This is a genomic window from Sulfitobacter sp. 1A13496 (genome assembly GCF_043557225.1).
In the GTDB taxonomy this organism is placed as follows: domain Bacteria; phylum Pseudomonadota; class Alphaproteobacteria; order Rhodobacterales; family Rhodobacteraceae; genus Sulfitobacter; species Sulfitobacter faviae.
This window is the reverse complement of record NZ_JBIFFP010000001.1, coordinates 244,571-262,388: the sequence shown is the minus strand read 5'-3', so window position 1 is coordinate 262,388 and position 17,818 is coordinate 244,571. Positions and strand designations below refer to the sequence as shown.

Annotated in this window: 14 protein-coding genes; 6 read left to right on the top strand and 8 right to left on the bottom strand. The window is 64.5% G+C overall.

The window, feature by feature from the left end:
- Window positions 1-243 precede the first annotated feature (243 nt).
- Window positions 244-885 carry a sulfotransferase family 2 domain-containing protein gene (locus tag ACGYLX_RS01310; RefSeq protein ID WP_394446934.1) on the bottom strand — a complete coding sequence of 214 codons (642 nt, stop codon included), beginning with the start codon at window positions 883-885 and terminating at the stop codon, window positions 244-246.
- A complete protein-coding gene (locus ACGYLX_RS01305) occupies window positions 882-1,814 on the bottom strand; it encodes a DMT family transporter (RefSeq protein WP_394446932.1) in 933 nt (310 codons plus the stop codon). Before ACGYLX_RS01305 ends, ACGYLX_RS01310 begins: the two co-directional genes overlap by 4 nt.
- Window positions 1,815-1,908: 94 nt before the next feature.
- Between ACGYLX_RS01305 and ACGYLX_RS01300 the strand changes: the two genes are divergently transcribed.
- Complete coding sequence (locus ACGYLX_RS01300) at window positions 1,909-3,534, top strand: AMP-binding protein (protein WP_394446930.1); 1,626 nt, start codon at window positions 1,909-1,911, stop codon at window positions 3,532-3,534.
- 84 nt (window positions 3,535-3,618) lie between these two features.
- Complete coding sequence (locus ACGYLX_RS01295; protein WP_394446928.1) at window positions 3,619-4,632, top strand: hypothetical protein; 1,014 nt, start codon at window positions 3,619-3,621, stop codon at window positions 4,630-4,632.
- Between the two features lie 69 nt (window positions 4,633-4,701).
- Here ACGYLX_RS01295 and ACGYLX_RS01290 read toward each other — a convergent pair whose 3' ends face one another.
- The 5 genes from ACGYLX_RS01290 to ACGYLX_RS01270 form a co-directional block, all read right to left on the bottom strand.
- Window positions 4,702-6,135: an SPOR domain-containing protein gene (locus ACGYLX_RS01290; protein ID WP_394446925.1), complete on the bottom strand. Its 1,434-nt coding sequence runs from the start codon at window positions 6,133-6,135 to the stop codon at window positions 4,702-4,704.
- An 87-nt stretch (window positions 6,136-6,222) separates the two neighbouring features.
- Window positions 6,223-6,864, bottom strand: coding sequence for a uracil phosphoribosyltransferase (upp, locus tag ACGYLX_RS01285; protein ID WP_067263778.1), 642 nt, complete (start codon window positions 6,862-6,864; stop codon window positions 6,223-6,225).
- A gap of 70 nt (window positions 6,865-6,934) precedes the next feature.
- Window positions 6,935-8,125 carry a phosphopentomutase gene (locus ACGYLX_RS01280; protein ID WP_394446923.1) on the bottom strand — a complete coding sequence of 397 codons (1,191 nt, stop codon included), beginning with the start codon at window positions 8,123-8,125 and terminating at the stop codon, window positions 6,935-6,937.
- Window positions 8,125-9,429 (bottom strand): thymidine phosphorylase, encoded by a 1,305-nt coding sequence (locus tag ACGYLX_RS01275; RefSeq protein WP_394446921.1) that lies wholly within the window; start codon window positions 9,427-9,429, stop codon window positions 8,125-8,127. Before ACGYLX_RS01275 ends, ACGYLX_RS01280 begins: the two co-directional genes overlap by 1 nt.
- Before the next feature lie 4 nt (window positions 9,430-9,433).
- The gene (locus ACGYLX_RS01270) at window positions 9,434-9,826 is read right to left on the bottom strand and encodes a cytidine deaminase (protein ID WP_067267269.1); all 393 of its coding nucleotides are present in this window, start codon (window positions 9,824-9,826) and stop codon (window positions 9,434-9,436) included.
- Window positions 9,827-10,046: 220 nt separating this feature from the next.
- Here ACGYLX_RS01270 and ACGYLX_RS01265 point away from each other — a divergent pair, with 220 nt between their 5' ends.
- Window positions 10,047-12,320, top strand: a complete 2,274-nt coding sequence (locus tag ACGYLX_RS01265) for an NADP-dependent malic enzyme (RefSeq protein WP_394446920.1) — start codon at window positions 10,047-10,049, stop codon at window positions 12,318-12,320.
- Window positions 12,321-12,362: 42 nt separating this feature from the next.
- Here the strand turns inward: ACGYLX_RS01265 and ACGYLX_RS01260 are convergent, their stop codons facing one another.
- Window positions 12,363-13,124 (bottom strand): MipA/OmpV family protein, encoded by a 762-nt coding sequence (locus tag ACGYLX_RS01260; protein WP_394446918.1) that lies wholly within the window; start codon window positions 13,122-13,124, stop codon window positions 12,363-12,365.
- 190 nt (window positions 13,125-13,314) lie between these two features.
- Between ACGYLX_RS01260 and ACGYLX_RS01255 the strand changes: the two genes are divergently transcribed.
- The 3 genes from ACGYLX_RS01255 (at window position 13,315) to ACGYLX_RS01245 (ending at window position 17,789) form a co-directional block, all read left to right on the top strand.
- Window positions 13,315-15,207: a propionyl-CoA synthetase gene (locus ACGYLX_RS01255; protein WP_394446916.1), complete on the top strand. Its 1,893-nt coding sequence runs from the start codon at window positions 13,315-13,317 to the stop codon at window positions 15,205-15,207.
- A gap of 225 nt (window positions 15,208-15,432) precedes the next feature.
- On the top strand, window positions 15,433-16,527 hold the full coding sequence (locus ACGYLX_RS01250; protein ID WP_394446915.1) for a carboxynorspermidine decarboxylase: 1,095 nt from the start codon (window positions 15,433-15,435) through the stop codon (window positions 16,525-16,527).
- A gap of 20 nt (window positions 16,528-16,547) precedes the next feature.
- Window positions 16,548-17,789 carry a saccharopine dehydrogenase family protein gene (locus ACGYLX_RS01245; RefSeq protein ID WP_394446913.1) on the top strand — a complete coding sequence of 414 codons (1,242 nt, stop codon included), beginning with the start codon at window positions 16,548-16,550 and terminating at the stop codon, window positions 17,787-17,789.
- Window positions 17,790-17,818: the final 29 nt, after the last annotated feature.

Here is a 17,818-nt window from a genome sequence, read left to right as displayed (position 1 = left end):
GAGGGGCGCTGCGGCGCCCCTTTTCATTTCGTAGGAGGGTCATCGTCTGCCCGCGGGTCGGCGATGCGACGTGGCTTTATACCACTTTATGGTGCAGCCATGATGGGCGCTCGCGAGGGCGCGCCCTGCCTCACCAAATCGCCTACCCGGTCGCACTGGAGGTGCGCCCTAACTGTACCTGCACGCCTCTGGCGTGACGGGGCGGGCAGGCGATGGCCCGGCGCCTGCGGCTTGATTCCGGGCCTAGTGTTCTTCGTAACCGTAGCCAAACCGCGCGATATCCTCGGCACAGACCTCCGACACCAAATCGCGCAACTCGGGCGTATAGGCCGCCTGCCCCTCCGAGGTGTTTACCCGCGGCAATTCCAACTCAAACCCAAGATGCTCAAACAGCGGCGCCGCATCTTCGGCAAAATGCTCCAGCCGAATATAGAGATCGCAACGCTCCCGCCCCGCCGCATCCCGCATATACCGCCGCGCGGGCCATGCCCGCAGGCTGGCTTGCGTCTGCGGTTGCCGCAGGAACCCAGCGAAATCCGTCGCCTTCGCCAAAGCCACCGCCGGATGATCGAACCCCTGCCCCCGCAGCCAGCGATAGTAGCTCGCCACCCGGTCCCATGGGTTGCGCACCAGCGTGAAACAAAACAGCCCCGAGAGTTCCTCCGCTGTCACCAACCCGTCGATGTCCGCCAGTGTCGAGTGCTTCCACAGCCGCCCCGCGGTCTCGACCCCCTGCACCCGCCGCCGCCGCTTCCGCGCTTTCGGCGTGTCGCCCAGCATCACGTCGTCTTTCATCGCGCGATCCTCGAGCGCCAGCGCCAGTGAGGTGCCCCCGGTCTTGGGGATATGCACGAAGACGTAACGCCGACCGCGACTGATGATCACTCCACCGCCTCCGGCGCGCGCAGGGTCGAAGGCTCATCGCTACGCAGGGCGATCACCGCCCCGGCCAGTGCGATCAACGCCATGCCCGCGAATGCCAAAGGCGGTACCTCTTGGTCCCAAAGGACATAGGCCCAGAAACTGGCGAAGATCAGCAGCGAATACTCGAAAATCGCCACATGTCCGGCCTCTCCCATTTGGTAGCCGCGCACCAGAAAGCCGATGCCGATAAGCGAGCCTGCCGCCTGCACCGCGATCCAGAACCACATCGCGCCGTCAAGCGGCCCCCATGTGCGGGTGACGAAACCTTCGGCCCCCGCCACCTCCGCACCCGGCAGGAGCAAGACACCGATGCCGCCCATGACTGCCAACATGCCGAAGAAGCCCGCGGTCATCACCATCGTGCTCTCCCCCTCGCACCACGCCCGCGTCGCCACGGCGCCGATTGCGTAGAGCGCCCCGGCCAACAGCGGGAGGAAGGCCACGGGGTCAAGATCGCTCGGGTCCGGACGGATCACCATCAAGGCCCCGGCAAAGCCCACGGCCACGGCTCCCCACCGCCACGGCCCGACGCGTTTGCCCTGAAACAGGGCCGAGATCATCAGCACGAAAAGCGGCGAGGTGAACAGCCCCGCCACCACCACCCCGATGGGCAGAAAGGCCAGACAGCCGAAATAGATCAACATCGCGCCCGCCTGAAACAAGCTGCGCCCGGCCACGGCCCAGAACCGCCGCGGGCGCAGAATGCCGAAGCCCAAGGCCGCGAGCACCATCAGAATGGCCACCGCCATAAGCCCGCGCAGGAAGTGAAACTGCCAGAGCGACCCGCGCTCGGTGATGAAGGGGACGAAATTATCCGTCAGCCCCAAAGCCGCCATACCGCTCACCGCGCAAAGCGCCGCCAGCCCCGATTTTACCGCTGTGTCCTGCATCTGCCCTCCTTTTCCCTCCTGCCCTCTTTTCAAAGTCACGTCCGGGCAGCAATACTCAACCCCAAATCGCAACCAATGCCTTGGGAGGGGTCGCATGGGGTGGATGACGGATGAAAGCGGGCTTGAGAAATGCGCGGCGAATTTCGTGCCGCTCACGCCCTTGTCGCATTTGGCCCGCGCCGCAGAGGTTTTCCCAAACCAGACGGCGGTGATCCACGGCGCGCATCGCGTCACCTATGCCCATTACCATGACCGCTGCACCCGCCTCGCCGCGTTACTGGCCGAAATCGGCGTGACCCCCGGCGATGTGGTCGCCACCCTCATCCCCAACCTGCCCGCGCAGGCCGAGGCGCATTTCGGCGTGCCCGCCTGCGGGGCTGTGCTCAACACCATCAACATCCGCCTCGACCCCGACACGGTGGCCTATATCCTCGACCACGGAGGCGCCAAGGTGCTCTTGGTCGATACCGAGTTCCTGCCGCTGGCCGAAGACGCCTGCGCGCGGATGCAAGGCACCTGCCCCGCCATCATCGAAGTGCCCGACGCCCCCGCCGGTTTCCCCGCCAGCGGACGGCACCCGCAATACGAAGAGTTGCTTGCGGAGGCGAATCCGAACTTTCGCTGGATCATGCCGCAGGACGAATGGGAGAGCCTCGCGCTCAACTACACCTCCGGCACCACCGGGCGGCCCAAGGGCGTGGTCTACCACCACCGCGGCGCCTACCTGATGACCATGGGCACGGTAATCTCATGGCAGATGGTGCTGCGCCCGGTCTTCATGCAGATCGTGCCGCTGTTTCATTGCAACGGCTGGAACCACACTTGGATGATGCCGCTTCTGGGCGGCACGCTGGTCTGCTGCCGCGACATCACCGCGGCGGCGATCTATGACGCCATCGCCGATCACGGCGTCACCCATTTCGGCGGCGCGCCCATCGTGTTGAACATGCTGGTCAACGCGGACGCAGAAGACCGCCGCGCCTTCGATCACCGGGTCGAGGTTTTCACCGCGGGCGCGCCCCCGGCCCCCGCGACCCTGTCGAAGATCGAAAAGCTGGGATTCAACGTTACGCAGGTCTACGGGCTGACCGAGACCTTTGGCCATGTCACCGAATGCCTCTGGCAAGGCGCATGGGACGGGCTACCCGAGCCTGAGCGCGCCGGGATCAAAGCTCGCCAAGGTGTCGCCATGCCGATGATGGAAGAGATCACCGTGATGGACGCCGGGATGGCCCAAACCCCACGCGACGGCGCGGCGCAGGGCGAGATCATGATCCGCGGCAATGCGGTGATGAAAGGCTACCTCAAGAACCCCGAGGCCACGGCCGAAGCCTTCGCAGGCGGCTACTTCCATTCCGGCGACATCGCGGTGCAGCATCCCGACGGCTACATCCAGATCGCCGACCGCGCCAAGGACATCATCATCTCGGGCGGAGAGAATATTTCGAGCGTCGAGGTCGAGGGTGTGTTGATGGGCCACGGCGCGGTCAACCTCGCCGCCGTGGTGGCGCAACCGGATGAGAAATGGGGCGAAGTGCCCTGCGCCTTTGTCGAGCTGAAACCGGGGGCGGAGGCCAGCGAAGAGGCGCTGATCGCCTTCGCCCGCGCGCGCCTTGCCGGGTTCAAAACGCCCAAGCGGGTGGTCTTTGGCGAATTGCCCAAAACCTCCACCGGGAAAATCCAGAAGTTCGCGTTGCGCAAACAGGCAGCGGCCCTCTAAGGCGGGGCATTATGTCACCTGCCATTGCTGATCCCGCAGCGCGTGGTAGAGTGGCGAAAACTGACAGGCCCGCAGCAGAACCCCATGACCGCCTTGACAAAATACGCCCGGCTCGAAGCGACGGGCCTTTGGCGCGCCACGCCCGATGCGCAGCGGCGCGAGGTGATCGTCTCTATCGGTGACGCGACGCTGGTGATCAGCGATCTCAAGGATCAGGCGCTGACCCATTGGTCGCTGGCCGCCGTCGACAGGGCCAATCCCGGCCAGACCCCCGCGCTCTATCATCCCGACGGCGATCCGGGCGAAACCCTGGAACTGCCCGACAATGAAACCGAGATGATCGAGGCCATCGAAAAGCTGCGCCGCGCGATCAACCGCAGCCGCCCCAAGCCGGGGCGTTTGCGGTCGGTCGGCATGTTGGCCTCCGTCGCGGTGGTGGCGGCACTGGCGGTCTTTTGGATGCCCGGCGCGCTGCGCGATCACGCGATCAAAGTGGTGCCAGAGGTCAAACGCGTCTCCTTGGGCACGGCCCTGCTCAAACGGCTTGAACGCGTCTCTGGCCCCGCCTGCGAAAGCCCCGGCGGCAGCGCCGCGCTGGCGCGGCTCACCAAACGGTTGGAGGTCGGGCGCGTGGCGATCCTGCCCGATATGACCCGGGCCAGCCTGCATCTGCCGGGCCGTCTTATCGTGCTCGACCGCGCGGTGCTGGAGGATTACGAAGAGCCCGATGTCGCCGCGGGCTATGTGCTGACCGAGGATGTGGCGCGCCGGGAGCATGACCCGCTGCGCGCGCTTTTGGAGGCCGTGGGCCTGCGCGAGAATTTCCGCCTGCTGACCACCGGCGATATCTCTTCCGAGGCGCTGGATGCCTATGCCGAGCAACTGCTGATGCGCCCCGCCGCGACACCGCAGGTCGAGGCTCAACTGGCGCGATTTGCCCAAGCCGAGCTGCGCAGCAAGCCCTATGCCTTTGCGCGTGACATCACCGGCGAAAGCACCCTGCCCCTGATCGAGGGTGATCCGATGAACGGCAAGCTAACCGCGCCGCTGATGTCGGATGCCGATTGGCTGAGATTGCAAAGCATCTGCGGCGGCTGACGGATTGGCCCAAGAAAAAGGCCAGCCGGGGAACACCGCGGCTGGCCTTTTACCTTGATTGCAAAACGCTTAGCGCTGCAGATAGGCGTCCCGGTATCCCGCCCGGCGCAATTGGCCAAGCGCCGCTTGGGCAGAGCCGCCCGCAATGGGGCCTGCCTGAACGCTGTGATAGGTTTTGCCGCCACGGGTCTGTTTGCCGATGCGGGCGGGCAGGCCCAAGGCCGCGATCTGCCGTGCCGCGCGCTGCGCATTGGCGGGGCTGCCAAAGACACCAACCTGCACATAGCCCGCTTTGGTGCTGGGCTGGGCTGTCGGGGCCGAGCGGCTGGAGTAGACGGGGGCCTTCTTGATCGGGTGGGCATCCCGGTGGATCGGCGCGGCGTTGCGGTAGCGCAGCACCCGTTTCACCACTTGGCCATCCCGCTCGACGATCTTGACCCGCCCCAGCTTGCGGCGCTGCGTTTCGATATCGAGATAGGGGTAGATCAGCGGCACTTTGGCGGTCACGTCTTCGCCGGTGGCCTTGTTGACCAAACGGCGCGGCAGGGTCTGGGTCCAGACCAACAGCATGTCGGCGCGGCCTTCCACGGTCTGCTCGGCCCGGTGCGGGTTCAGACGGTCGTCTTCCCAAACCTTCCGGTATCCTTTCGGGACTTTCACATTGGTGGTGTTCACCCGGTTGATCGCCACATGTTTCGGCACGATCCGCGTCTGCGTGCCCACGGCGCGGGTGGGTTTGGCGCTGACCACCGGAGCGGCGACGGCGGCAGGGGCCACGATCCGCGCGGGTGCAGCGGCAACGCCGGGCATCATACTCGCGCTGCGGTAGGGCTGCGGTGCGGTGCCGCGCTGCGGGCTGGAAGGGGCAAGACGCCCTGTCACAATCGGCTCCGCCTGCGGACCACAGCGCACGCTATAGCCATCCCCGCGCCGCATATAGCGCTGCGACAGGGGCGAAACGCCGGGGCAAGCGGTGACAAAGCCAGCCGGTGCCGGGGCGGCCAGCGCGACGGGTTTGCTGGGCACCACGGGCACGGGGCGCGGCGCGGTCTCGCGCACGACTTTGGGGGCAGTGCTCCGCGCCGGGGCTGGCGCGACACGGCGCACCACTTTTTGCGGCGCGGGCCGGGCCACGGGGGCTTTCGGCTTCGCCTTGGGCGCGGGCACTTCGGCGACACGGGCCGGGGGCCTCTTGGCCGGGGCGGGATCGACTTTGGTCTGCGCCGCCTCAACCTTTGCCTCTGCCACTTTCACGCCGTTTGTGGGCTGGAACCCGCAGATTTGCTGGCGCGCACGGCTCATGCGGGGCACCCATGACACATTGCCGTCGATGCCCGCGCGGATGAACACACATCCCGCGCTGTCGACATATTGCTTGCCCTTGTAAGAGGACGGCGGAAACTCTGCCGGTTGGCTGCGGCTGTCCTGCGCTTGGGTCTGCGATCCGCCGACGCCCAAGGCTGCGACGATCATCGCCATGGCAATACTTCTGGTAAGTGTCATCTAATGCCCCCACACTATCTGGTAGAACGATGCATCAGCGCGCGGCGTGAGTAAAGCACCGCGCGCTGATTAGCGAAACTTACCCGATCACTTGGTGCCGAACATCCGGTCACCCGCGTCGCCCAAACCGGGGATGATATAGCCCTTTTCGTTGAGGGACTCGTCCAGCGAGGCCGTGACGATGCGCACGTCCGGATGCGCCGCTTTCATCGTGGCGACCCCCTCGGGCGAGGCCAACAGGCAGAGGAAGATGATATTGGTGGCGCCTGCCTCTTTCAGCAGATTGATCGCCGCGACCGAGGAGTTGCCGGTGGCCAGCATCGGGTCCACGGCGATGACCAGACGGTCTTCCATCGCCTCGGGCACTTTGAAGTAATACTGCACCGGCTGGAGGGTCTCTTCGTCACGGTAGAGACCGACAAAGCCGACCCGCGCCGAGGGGATCAATTCGAGCACCCCATCCATCAGCCCGTTGCCCGCCCGCAGGATCGAAATCAGCGCCAGTTTCTTGCCGTCGAGCGTCGGCGCGTCCATCTCTTGCATCGGGGTCTCAACCCGTTTGGTCGTCATCGGCAGGCCGCGCGTCACCTCATAGGCCAAAAGCTGGCTGATCTCGCGCAGCAACTGCCGGAAGACGGCGGTCGAGGTGGCTTTGTCGCGCATGATGGTCAGCTTGTGCTGCACCAGCGGATGGTCGACGATCGTCAGGTGATTGGGGGTATCGGTCATGCGGCAGGCTCCTTTATTTGCCCTGCTTCTAGCCGCACAAGCGCCCCGCTCGCAAGCAAAGGCTGCGCGGCTACTGCGGCACCTCTACCCCCAGATGCCCGGCGACGAGGGCTGCGACATCGGTAAAGCCGATCTGCCCCAACGCCCCCGCCCCGGTCCCCGCAACCAGCACCGGCACCCTTTCGCGGGTGTGATCGCTGCCCGCCCATGTCGGATCATTGCCATGGTCCGCCGTCACCACCAGCATGTCGCCCTCGCGCAGCGCCGCGATCACCTTGCCGATCTCGGCGTCGAACCACTCCAGCGCGCGGGCATAGCCCGAGACATCGCGGCGGTGCCCGTAAAGACTGTCGAACTCCACGAAATTGACGAAGGTCAGGCTGCTGTCTTCGGCTTCATTCACCAGATCATGCAGATGATCCATCAGCTTGGCATCCGGCCCTTTGCGCAGCTCGTCGATGCCCTGCATGGTGAAAATGTCGCCGATCTTGCCCACCGCATAGACCCGCCCTCCGGCGTTCTGCACCCAGTTGGTCAGCACCGGTTTAGGCGGCGTGATGGCATAGTCGCGCCGTTTCGCGGTGCGCTCAAAGGCGCCCGGTCCGCCAGTGAAGGGCCGCGCGATGACACGGCCTACCTTCATCTCATGCAGCCGCGGCGCGATGTCTTGGCAAAGCTCCAAAAGGCGGTCGAGGCCAAAGGTCTCTTCATGCGCGGCGATCTGGAACACGCTGTCGGCAGAGGTATAGCAGATCGGCCAGCCGCTTTCGCAATGCTCCGCCCCCAGCCGTTCGATGATCGCCGTGCCAGAAGCGTGGCAGTTGCCCAAGATGCCATCGGTGCCCGCGAGCCGCGCGACCTCTGCGGTCAGGTCTGCGGGAAAGGCAGGCGTTTCATCCGGGAAGTAATGCCATGCCCAAGGCACCGGCAGCCCGGCCAATTCCCAATGGCCCGAGGGGGTGTCTTTGCCCTGCGAAACCTCCGTCGCAGCCCCCCAGCGGCCTTCGGGCGCAGCGGCCAGCCCCGGCGCCTCCATCCCGCTGGCCAGCTTCAGCGCAGCGCCCAGCCCTAGCCGATCGAGATTGGGCAAAGCAAGCGGTCCGCTCCGCCCCTCTTCGGCCTTCCCCGCGGCACAGGCCTGCGCGATATGACCCAGCGTATTGGCCCCGGTATCGGGCAGATCACCGTTAAAGAAATCCCCCGCGTCCGGCGCGCCGCCGATGCCGACGGAATCGATCACGACCAAGAATGCACGTCCCATCAACCGATCCTTTCCAAGATCAAATCCGGCGCTTCAACCGCCCTATCGCCTAGCGTGATCGCCGCCAGAACCGCCGCCTCTGCCGCATCCGCAGCCGCCTCTCCCGCCGCGTGGATCGTGGCCAAAGGCGCGCCGGCGCAGACCTCTTCGCCCAAGCGCCGCACCTGCGACAGGCCCACCGCCGGGTCGATCTGGTCCGCCTCGACCACCCGGCCCCCGCCGAGGCTGACCACCCCCATGCCGAGTGCCGCGCCGTCGATCGCGCTCACGTAGCCGCCGCGCGGCGCGGGGACTGCGCGGATCACGGGGGCTTTGGGCAGAATACGCTCCCAGTTTTCGGCGAAATCAGCGGGTGCGCCCATGGCGCTGAGCATCCGGGTGAAGCGCTCCAACGCGCGGCCATCGCGGACCGCCGTGCGCAGGGCTTCGGCCCCCGCCTCAGCCGTCGCGGCCAGACCGCCATTGGCAAGAAGCCCGCCACCCAATTCAGCCGTCACATCAAGGATCGGCCCCGTGGCCGCCCCGGTCAGCACCCGCATTACCTCGGCCACTTCCAGCGCGTTGCCAAGGCTCGGCACCAGCGGCTGGTTCATGTCACTTATGACCGCCGTCGTCGGGCAGCCCGCCACCGTGGCGGTGCCGCTCAGCGCTTCGGCCAAGGCACGCGCCTGCGCGAGCTCCTTCATGAAAGCGCCCGAGCCGACCTTCACGTCGAGCACCAGCCCATCCAGCCCAGCGGCGAGCTTTTTCGACAGGATCGACGCGGTGATCAGGTCGAGCGAATCCACGGTCGAGGTCACATCCCGCACCGCATAAAGCCGCCGATCCGCCGGGGCGATGTCGCCGCTGGCGCTGACAATGGCGCAACCCACGTCCCGCACCACCGCGCGAAACCGCGCCTCTTCCAACTGCGTGCTAACGCCGGGGATCGCCTCAAGCTTGTCGAGCGTGCCGCCGGTATGCCCCAGCCCCCGACCCGAGATCATCGGCACATAGGCCCCGCAGGCAGCCAGCGCGGGGGCGAGGATCAGCGAGACGCAATCGCCCACCCCGCCGGTCGAATGTTTGTCGAGCACGGGGCCGTCCAAGTCCCAGTCCAACACCTGCCCCGAATCGCGCATCGCGAGGGTCAGCGCCACGCGGCCCTGCTGGTCCAAGCCATTCAGGCAGATGCCCATGGCAAAAGCCCCGGCCTGCGCGTCACTGACACGGCCATCGGCCAGCGCCCCGGCCATCCAGGTCAGCGCCTCTGCATCCAATGCCTCACCATGGCGCAGCCGCGCCAGAATGTCCCGCGCGCTCATGCGGTTAACCCTGCATATGGGCGGCGCCAAAGGCCCCCGGCAGCAAGTCGCCCATGGTGGTCTGCTGTTCCTTGCCCGCCACGGTGGCCATGGTCACGGATACATCCCCGCCTGAGAATTCCGCCAGTTTCTGGCGGCAGCCGCCGCAAGGCGTCACCGGCATATCGCTGCCCGCCACGACATAGACCTCGGCGATCTCACGCTCGCCCGCCGCGACCATGGCGGCAATCGCGCCCGCCTCGGCGCAGGTGCCCTGCGGGTAGGCGACGTTTTCGACATTGCAGCCACTGAACACCGCGCCCGAGGCGGTGCGGATCGCCGCGCCGACCTTGAAATTCGAATAGGGCGCATGGGCGTTTTCCCGCACCAATACAGCCGCGTCGCGCAAATCAGTCATTAGGCTCTCCCTTTTCTCGGACTATAGAAAATTGCCCCGCCCTGTGCGATGCAAAACCACATGTCCTCTCAATCGCCTCTTAAAGCCCGCGCAAAATGACCTGCAAGGGCGACGCTGGGGCAAAGCCATCCGGCGCCCAGACCGCCCCCGCCAAAAGCCGCTTTGCTTGCGCGCGAAAATTAGTTTAACGCTAAACCATTATTCGGGAGAAGCATAAACGATGTCCGACACCCCCAACCTGCGCCAAGCTGCATTGGATTACCACGAACACCCCCGGCCCGGGAAACTGGAGATCCGCGCGACCAAACCGCTGGCCAATGGCCGCGATCTGGCGCGGGCCTATTCACCGGGCGTGGCCGAGGCCTGTATCGAAATCAAGAACGACCCCGACACCGCCGCGCGCTATACCTCGCGCGGCAATCTGGTGGCCGTGGTCAGCAATGGCACCGCGGTGCTGGGGCTGGGCAATATCGGCGCGCTGGCCTCGAAACCGGTGATGGAGGGCAAGGCCGTGCTCTTCAAGAAATTCGCCAATATCGACTGTTTCGACATCGAGCTTGATCAATCCGACCCCGAGAAACTGGCCGAGATCGTCTGCGCGATGGAGCCGAGCTTTGGCGCGATCAACCTCGAAGACATTAAGGCCCCGGATTGTTTCGTGGTCGAGAAGATCTGCCGCGAGCGCATGAACATCCCCGTTTTCCATGATGACCAGCACGGCACCGCCATCGTCGTCGGCGCTGCGGTCAAGAACGCGCTGCATGTGGCGGGCAAGCGTTTCGAGGACATCAAGATCGTCTCCACCGGGGGCGGGGCTGCGGGCATCGCCTGCCTCAACATGCTGCTGAAACTCGGCGTAAAGCGTGAGAACGTCTGGCTCTGCGACATCAACGGGCTGGTCTATGAGGGCCGGACCGAGGATATGAACCCCAGCAAGGCCGAATATGCACAGAAGTCCGACCTGCGCACGTTGGATGATGTGATCGACGGGGCCGACCTCTTCCTTGGCCTCTCCGGCCCCGGCGTGCTCTCGCCCGAGATGGTGGCGAAGATGGCCAAGCGCCCGATCATCTTTGCGCTGGCGAACCCCACGCCGGAAATCCTGCCCGATGTCGCCCGCGCCGTGGCACCGGATGCGATCATTGCCACAGGGCGCAGCGATTTTCCCAATCAGGTCAACAACGTACTCTGCTTCCCCTTCATCTTCCGGGGTGCGCTGGACGTGGGCGCGACCACGATCAACGACGAGATGAAGATCGCCTGTATCGACGGTATCGCCGCCCTTGCCCGCGCCACGACAAGCGCGGAGGCGGCAGCGGCCTATCAGGGCGAGCAGCTGACTTTTGGCGCGGAATATCTGATCCCAAAACCCTTCGATCCGCGCCTCATCGGCGTCGTCTCCTCCGCCGTGGCCAAGGCCGCGATGGAGACGGGCGTGGCGGCGCGGCCAATCGAAGACCTCGACGCCTACAAGCGCAAACTCGACGGATCGGTGTTCAAATCGGCGCTGATCATGCGCCCGGTCTTTGAATCCGCCCGCTCCTCCCCCCGCCGTCTGGTCTTTACCGAGGGGGAGGACGAACGCGTGCTGCGCGCCGCGCAAGCGATCATCGAAGAAACGGTGGAACGGCCCATTCTGATTGGCCGCCCCGAGGTGATCGAACGGCGCATCGAAAAGGCGGGGCTGAACCTGCAACTGGGCCAAAACGTCGATCTGGTGAACCCCGAGAACGACCCCCGCTACCGCGACTATTGGGAGACCTACCACAGCCTGATGTGCCGCCGCGGCGTCAGCCCCGACATCGCGCGGGCGATCATGCGCACCAATACCACCGCCATTGGCGCGGTCATGGTGCATCGCGGTGAGGCCGACAGCCTGATCTGCGGCACCTTTGGCGAATTTGGCTGGCACCTCAATTACGTCAACCAAGTGCTGGGCCGCGACGGTTTCCGCCCGCATGGCGCGCTGTCGATGATGATCCTCGAAGACGGGCCGCTCTTCATCGCGGATACCCAAGTGAACCTGCACCCCACCCCCGAACAGATCGCCGAGATCGCCATCGGGGCCGCCCGTCACGTCCGCCGCTTTGGCATCGAGCCTAAAGTGGCGCTCTGCTCACAAAGCCAGTTCGGCAATCAGGGCGAAGGATCGGGCAAACGTCTGCGCGCGGCGCTGGAGATCCTCGACGCGGGCAACCATGATTTCGTCTACGAAGGTGAGATGAACATCGACACCGCGCTTGATGCCGAACTGCGCGCGCGGCTGCTGCCCTGCAACCGGATGGAAGGGGCCGCCAATGTTCTGGTCTTCGCCCATGCCGATGCCGCCTCGGGCGTGCGCAACATCTTGAAAATGAAGGGCGACGGCCTTGAGGTCGGGCCGATCCTGATGGGCATGGGCAACCGCGCGCATATCGTGTCGCCCTCGATCACCGCGCGCGGGCTGCTGAACGTGGGCGCCATCGCGGGCACGCCGGTCGCGCATTACGGCTAAGGCAAGACAAGGCGCCGCCCCCAAAGGGCGGCGCAAAGCCGTTTAGAACCGCCAAGTAAAGGCGCGGCTGACGCCAATGCGCATGGTCCATTGATCCTCTGACCCGGCCTGTGTGATCGGGCTGTCGGCAGCGTCATTCAGCAGACGTTGATAGGCCACGGCCCCTTCCAGCGCCCATGCCTCGTCCAGACGATAGGTCGCCTCGACCTCGACACCAGCGCCGAGCAGACCGCCACCGGCCTCATAAGCGGCGAAGTTCGTGGTGGCGGTGTCGACGCCGTAATAGGTGTCAGCATAGGTGTCGTTGCCAAGGCTGAAACGCGGGCCTGCGGTGATGGTCCAGCGCTCATCGGGGCGGAAGATCACATCGGCGCCGATGTCGCCGGTCACGCCTTCATGGCCGCCAAAGCCACGGCGCACCTTGCCGAAGACCTGCCAGTTCACCTCGCGGTAGACCACGCCAAAGCCCAGTTCGACCGCCGCGTCGATATCCTCAAGCCCCGCAAGCTCCGCGTGATCGGAACTGTCACGCTCACCCAGATAGCGGAACGCGCCGGTGAAGCCGAAACCGGTCTTGGGCGCTTCGCCAATGTTGGTGCCGATCTTGCGCCCGCCCCACTCCAATGAGCCGAAGGTAAAGGCCAGATCCGGCGTCGCGCGATAGCTGCTGGCGCCCGGATAATCCGGCGCCGCCCCGACACCGCCGCGCAGGGCGAAGTTGATGCTACGGTCCTGCGCCGCCGCAGGCAGCGCGGCAACGATGGCAAGGCAGGATGCAAGAGGCAAAGAAAGGGCGAGACGCATAATGGCAGGCTCCGGAAAAACTGTGAATTTCCGCCCAATCTAGCATGACGCGGCGCGACTGACAGGAACAATAGCGATCCGCTTGCCGAAATCTTTCTAAGCAGCCAGAGTGACTGGAAATAATTGCGCGACAGTGCACCTATACCCGGCCCGCGGGTTTGCCGGACAGCGCAACAGGAGGAGGAACACCATGGGATATCGCGACACCTACGACCGCTGGAAGGCCGACCCGGAAGCCTATTGGCTAGAGCAAGCCGAGGCGATCGACTGGGACATCGCGCCGACGCGCGCGCTGTTTGACCGGGGTGACCATATCTATGAATGGTTCGCGGATGCCAGTGTGAACACCTGCTACAACGCCGTCGACCGCCATGTGGACCAAGGCAATGGCAAGCGCGTCGCAATCATCCATGACAGCCCGATCACCGGCAATAAATCGACCCTGACCTATAGCGAGTTGCAGGCCCATGTCGCCTCGCTCGCCGGGGCGCTGGTGGCCCAAGGCGTGGAAAAAGGCGACCGCGTGGTGATCTATATGCCTATGGTCCCCGAAGCGGTTGAGGCGATGCTGGCCTGCGCCCGCATCGGCGCGATCCATTCGGTGGTCTTTGGCGGCTTTGCCTCTAGCGAATTGGCGGTGCGGATCGACGATTGCAAACCCAAGGCGATCATCGCCGCCTCCTGCGGAGTGGAGCCGTCGCGGGTGGTGGATTACAAACCGCTGCTTGACGGGGCCATCGAACAGGCCTGCCACAAGCCCGACACCTGCATCATCCTGCAACGCGGCCAGAAACCCTGTGAGTTGAACCCTGAGCGGGACATCGATTGGTACGCCGCCCAAGACGGCGTGCGCCCGGCGCCCTGCGTGCCTGTAGAGGGGAACCACCCGGCCTATATCCTCTATACATCTGGCACCACCGGCGCGCCCAAGGGCGTGGTGCGGCCCACGGCGGGGCATCTGGTGGCGCTGAACTGGACCATGAAAAACGTCTATAACGTCGAACCGGGAGAGGTCTTTTGGGCCGCCTCGGACGTGGGCTGGGTCGTGGGGCACAGCTACATCTGCTACGCGCCGCTGATCGCCGGGAACACCACCGTCGTGTTCGAAGGCAAGCCCGTGGGCACGCCCGATGCGGGCACCTTCTGGCGGGTGATTGAGGAACATGGCGTGGCGAGCTTCTTTACCGCCCCCACCGCCATCCGCGCCGTGAAACGCGAAGACCCCGAGGGCGAAGAGATCAAGAAATACGACCTGTCGAGCCTGCGTGCGCTCTATCTCGCGGGGGAGCGGGCCGATCCCGATACCGTCGAATGGGCGCAGGAGAAACTGGGCAAGCCGGTCTACGATCACTGGTGGCAGACCGAGACCGGCTATACCATCGTCGGGAATCCGGCGGGGCTTGAGGCGCTGCCGGTCAAGGTCGGCTCCCCAACCGTGCCGATGCCGGGCTATGACGTGCAGATTTTGGATGAGCGCGGCGACCCGCTGCCCGCCGGAGAGTTGGGCGCCATCGCCATCAAGCTGCCCCTGCCCCCCGGCACCCTGCCGGGGCTCTGGAACGCCGAAGACCGCTTTCGCAAATCCTACCTCAGCACCTTCCCCGGCTATTATGAGACCGGCGATGCGGGCCGGATCGACGAGGACGGCTATGTCTGGATCATGGCGCGCACCGATGACGTGATCAACGTCGCGGGCCACCGCCTCTCGACCGGCGCGATGGAAGAGGTCTTGGCCGGGCACCCCGATGTAGCGGAATGCGCCGTTGTGGGGGTCAGCGATGAGCTTAAAGGACAGATGCCGGTCGGGTTTCTCTGCCTGACCAAGGGTGTCGACCGCCCGCATGAGGAAATCGTCGCCGAATGCGTCACCCGGATGCGCGAGCAGATCGGCCCCGTCGCCGCCTTCAAACAGGCCGTGGTGGTCGACCGCCTGCCCAAGACCCGCTCGGGCAAGATCCTGCGCGCGACGATGGTGAAGATCGCCGATGGGGAGGATTTCAAGACCCCGGCCACCATCGACGACCCGGCGATTTTGGACGAAATCCGCGAGGCGCTGAAGGGCATCGGCTACCCGCAGAGCTAACCAAAAATTACATGGCGGTGGACCTTTGCCTGTCCGGCGCTACAGTTACCCCCACAGAAACGCGCGCGCAGCCCAGCCCGCGCGTTTTTTACAATTGCGTTGCTTGCAAAAAATATGCGAAGCGCCCCCGGAAATGCCCCCCGGCGGGGCCAACCACGACAGCACATTCAGTGGGTCTTTTCCCTCCCGGAGCTTGCCCTCCGGCCGCGCAGAAAGGTTTTCGACGTGCAGACACCCTATTACCTGATCGACAAGGCCAATCTCCGCGACAATATGGAAAAGATCGCCCGCCTCCGCGCGCTTTCCGGTGCGCGTTGCCTGCTGGCGCTGAAGTGCTTCGCCACATGGTCGGTCTTTGACTTCATGTCCGAGTATATGGACGGCTCGACTTCCTCGTCGCTTTACGAAGTGCGGCTCGGGGCCGAGAAATTCCCCGGTGAGACCCATGCATATTCGGTGGCCTATGCCGAGCATGAGATCGACGAGGTGCTGGGCCATGCCGACAAGATCATCTTCAACTCCATCGGCCAGCTCGACAAGTTCGATGCGCAATCCGCGGGCCGTATCCGCGGCCTGCGGGTGAACCCCGGCGTCTCCACCTCGGACTTCGACCTCGCCGACCCCGCTCGCCCCTTCAGCCGTCTAGGCGAGCATGACCCGGCAGCGATCGACGCGGTCGCCGACCGGATCAGCGGGCTGATGTTCCACAACAATTGCGAGAACGACGACTTCGCCCGTTTCGATGAGATGCTGACCCTGATCGAAGACCGCTTCGGCGCGGTGCTGCACAAGATGGAGTGGATCAGCCTCGGCGGCGGCATCCACTTCACCGGCGAGGACTATCCGCTCGACGATCTGGCGCTGCGGCTCAAGGCCTTTGCCGACCGCTTTGGTGTGCAGGTCTACCTGGAGCCGGGCGAGGCCGCGATTACCGGGGCGGCAACGCTGGAGGTCACCGTGCTCGACACGATGCACAACGGCAAGAACCTCGCCATCGTCGACAGTTCCATCGAGGCGCATATGCTCGATCTGCTGATCTACCGCGAGCCTGCGAAGGTGAGCCCCGACAGCGGTGACCACGAATGGATGATCTGCGGCAAGTCCTGCCTTGCGGGCGATATCTTTGGCGAGTTTCGCTTCGATGCGCCGCTGAAGGCGGGCGACCGGCTCTCGTTCCAGGACGCTGCCGGTTACACGATGGTCAAGAAAAACTGGTTCAACGGCGTCAAGATGCCCGGCATCGCGGTGCGCGAGTTGGACGGAACCACCCGAATGGTGCGCGATTTCGACTATGACGATTTCGCCGCCGCCCTGTCGTGACAAGGAAAGAGGTCAACACTATGAAACGCAATGTTCTTATCATCGGCGCGGGCGGCGTCGCACAGGTCGTGGCGCATAAATGCGCGCAGAATAATGACCGTTTGGGTGACTTGCATATCGCCAGCCGCACGGTCTCCAAATGCGAGGCGATCATCGCCAGCGTGCATGAGAAAAGCGCGATGAAGCAGGATGGCGTCTTCAAGGCGCATGCCGTTGACGGGATGGACACCGACGCCGTGGCCGCCCTGATCAAGGAGACCGGCTGCCAGATCGTCATCAACGTGGGCTCTCCCTTCGTGAACATGACCGTGCTGCAGGCCTGCATCGACACCGGTGCCGCCTATATCGACACGGCGATCCACGAAGACCCGACCAAGATCTGCGAGACCCCGCCGTGGTACGGCAACTACGAATGGAAGCGCCGCGAGGCCTGCGCCGAAGCGGGCGTGACCGCGATTCTCGGCGCTGGCTTCGATCCGGGCATGGTCAACGCTTTCGCCCGTTTCGCCGTGGACGAGTTCATGGATGAGGTCAAATCCATCGACATCGTTGACATCAACGCGGGCAACCACGGCAAGTATTTCTCGACCAACTTTGACCCCGAAATCAACTTCCGCGAGTTCACCGGCACGGTCTACAGCTGGCAGGAAGGCGCGTGGCAAGAGAACAAGATGTTCGAAGTGGGTCGCGAATGGGACCTGCCCGTGGTCGGCAAGCAGAAGGCCTATCTGTCGGGCCATGACGAGGTGCATTCGCTTTCCGCGAACTACCCGCAGGCTGACGTGCGCTTCTGGATGGGTTTTGGCGACCACTACATTAACGTCTTCACCGTCTTGCAAAACCTCGGGCTGCTGTCCGAGCAGCCCGTGACCACCGCCGAGGGGCTGGAGGTCGTGCCGCTGAAAGTGGTGAAAGCCGTGCTGCCCGACCCGTCGAGCCTTGCGCCCAACTACACCGGCAAGACCTGCATTGGCGATCTGGTGAAAGGCGTGAAGGACGGCGAAGAAGTCGAGGTCTTCGTCTATAACGTGGCCGATCACAAGGACGCCTATAACGAAGTGGGCAGCCAAGGCATTTCCTACACCGCGGGCGTGCCGCCGGTGGCCTTTGCGATGCTGATCGCCGATGGCACCTATGACACCGCCACCATGGTCAATGTCGAAGAGTTGGACCCCAAGCCCCTCTTTGGTTTGCTCGACGAAATCGGCCTGCCCACCCGTGTCAAAGACGACAAGGGTGACCGCGCGTGGCACGAGGCTTGAGCCTCTCTTGAAACGCAAAAGGCGACCCT

Excerpts from the sequence above, each read along its gene's own strand:
- ACGYLX_RS01305 (WP_394446932.1), bottom strand. The coding sequence starts at position 1,814 with ATGCAGGACACAGCGGTAAAATCGGGGCTGGCGGCGCTTTGCGCGGTG.
- ACGYLX_RS01300 (WP_394446930.1), top strand. The coding sequence starts at position 1,909 with ATGGGGTGGATGACGGATGAAAGCGGGCTTGAGAAATGCGCGGCGAAT.
- ACGYLX_RS01295 (WP_394446928.1), top strand. The coding sequence starts at position 3,619 with ATGACCGCCTTGACAAAATACGCCCGGCTCGAAGCGACGGGCCTTTGG.
- ACGYLX_RS01290 (WP_394446925.1), bottom strand. The coding sequence starts at position 6,135 with ATGACACTTACCAGAAGTATTGCCATGGCGATGATCGTCGCAGCCTTG.
- upp (WP_067263778.1), bottom strand. The coding sequence starts at position 6,864 with ATGACCGATACCCCCAATCACCTGACGATCGTCGACCATCCGCTGGTG.
- ACGYLX_RS01280 (WP_394446923.1), bottom strand. The coding sequence starts at position 8,125 with ATGGGACGTGCATTCTTGGTCGTGATCGATTCCGTCGGCATCGGCGGC.
- ACGYLX_RS01275 (WP_394446921.1), bottom strand. The coding sequence starts at position 9,429 with ATGAGCGCGCGGGACATTCTGGCGCGGCTGCGCCATGGTGAGGCATTG.
- ACGYLX_RS01270 (WP_067267269.1), bottom strand. The coding sequence starts at position 9,826 with ATGACTGATTTGCGCGACGCGGCTGTATTGGTGCGGGAAAACGCCCAT.
- ACGYLX_RS01265 (WP_394446920.1), top strand. The coding sequence starts at position 10,047 with ATGTCCGACACCCCCAACCTGCGCCAAGCTGCATTGGATTACCACGAA.
- ACGYLX_RS01260 (WP_394446918.1), bottom strand. The coding sequence starts at position 13,124 with ATGCGTCTCGCCCTTTCTTTGCCTCTTGCATCCTGCCTTGCCATCGTT.
- ACGYLX_RS01255 (WP_394446916.1), top strand. The coding sequence starts at position 13,315 with ATGGGATATCGCGACACCTACGACCGCTGGAAGGCCGACCCGGAAGCC.
- ACGYLX_RS01245 (WP_394446913.1), top strand. The coding sequence starts at position 16,548 with ATGAAACGCAATGTTCTTATCATCGGCGCGGGCGGCGTCGCACAGGTC.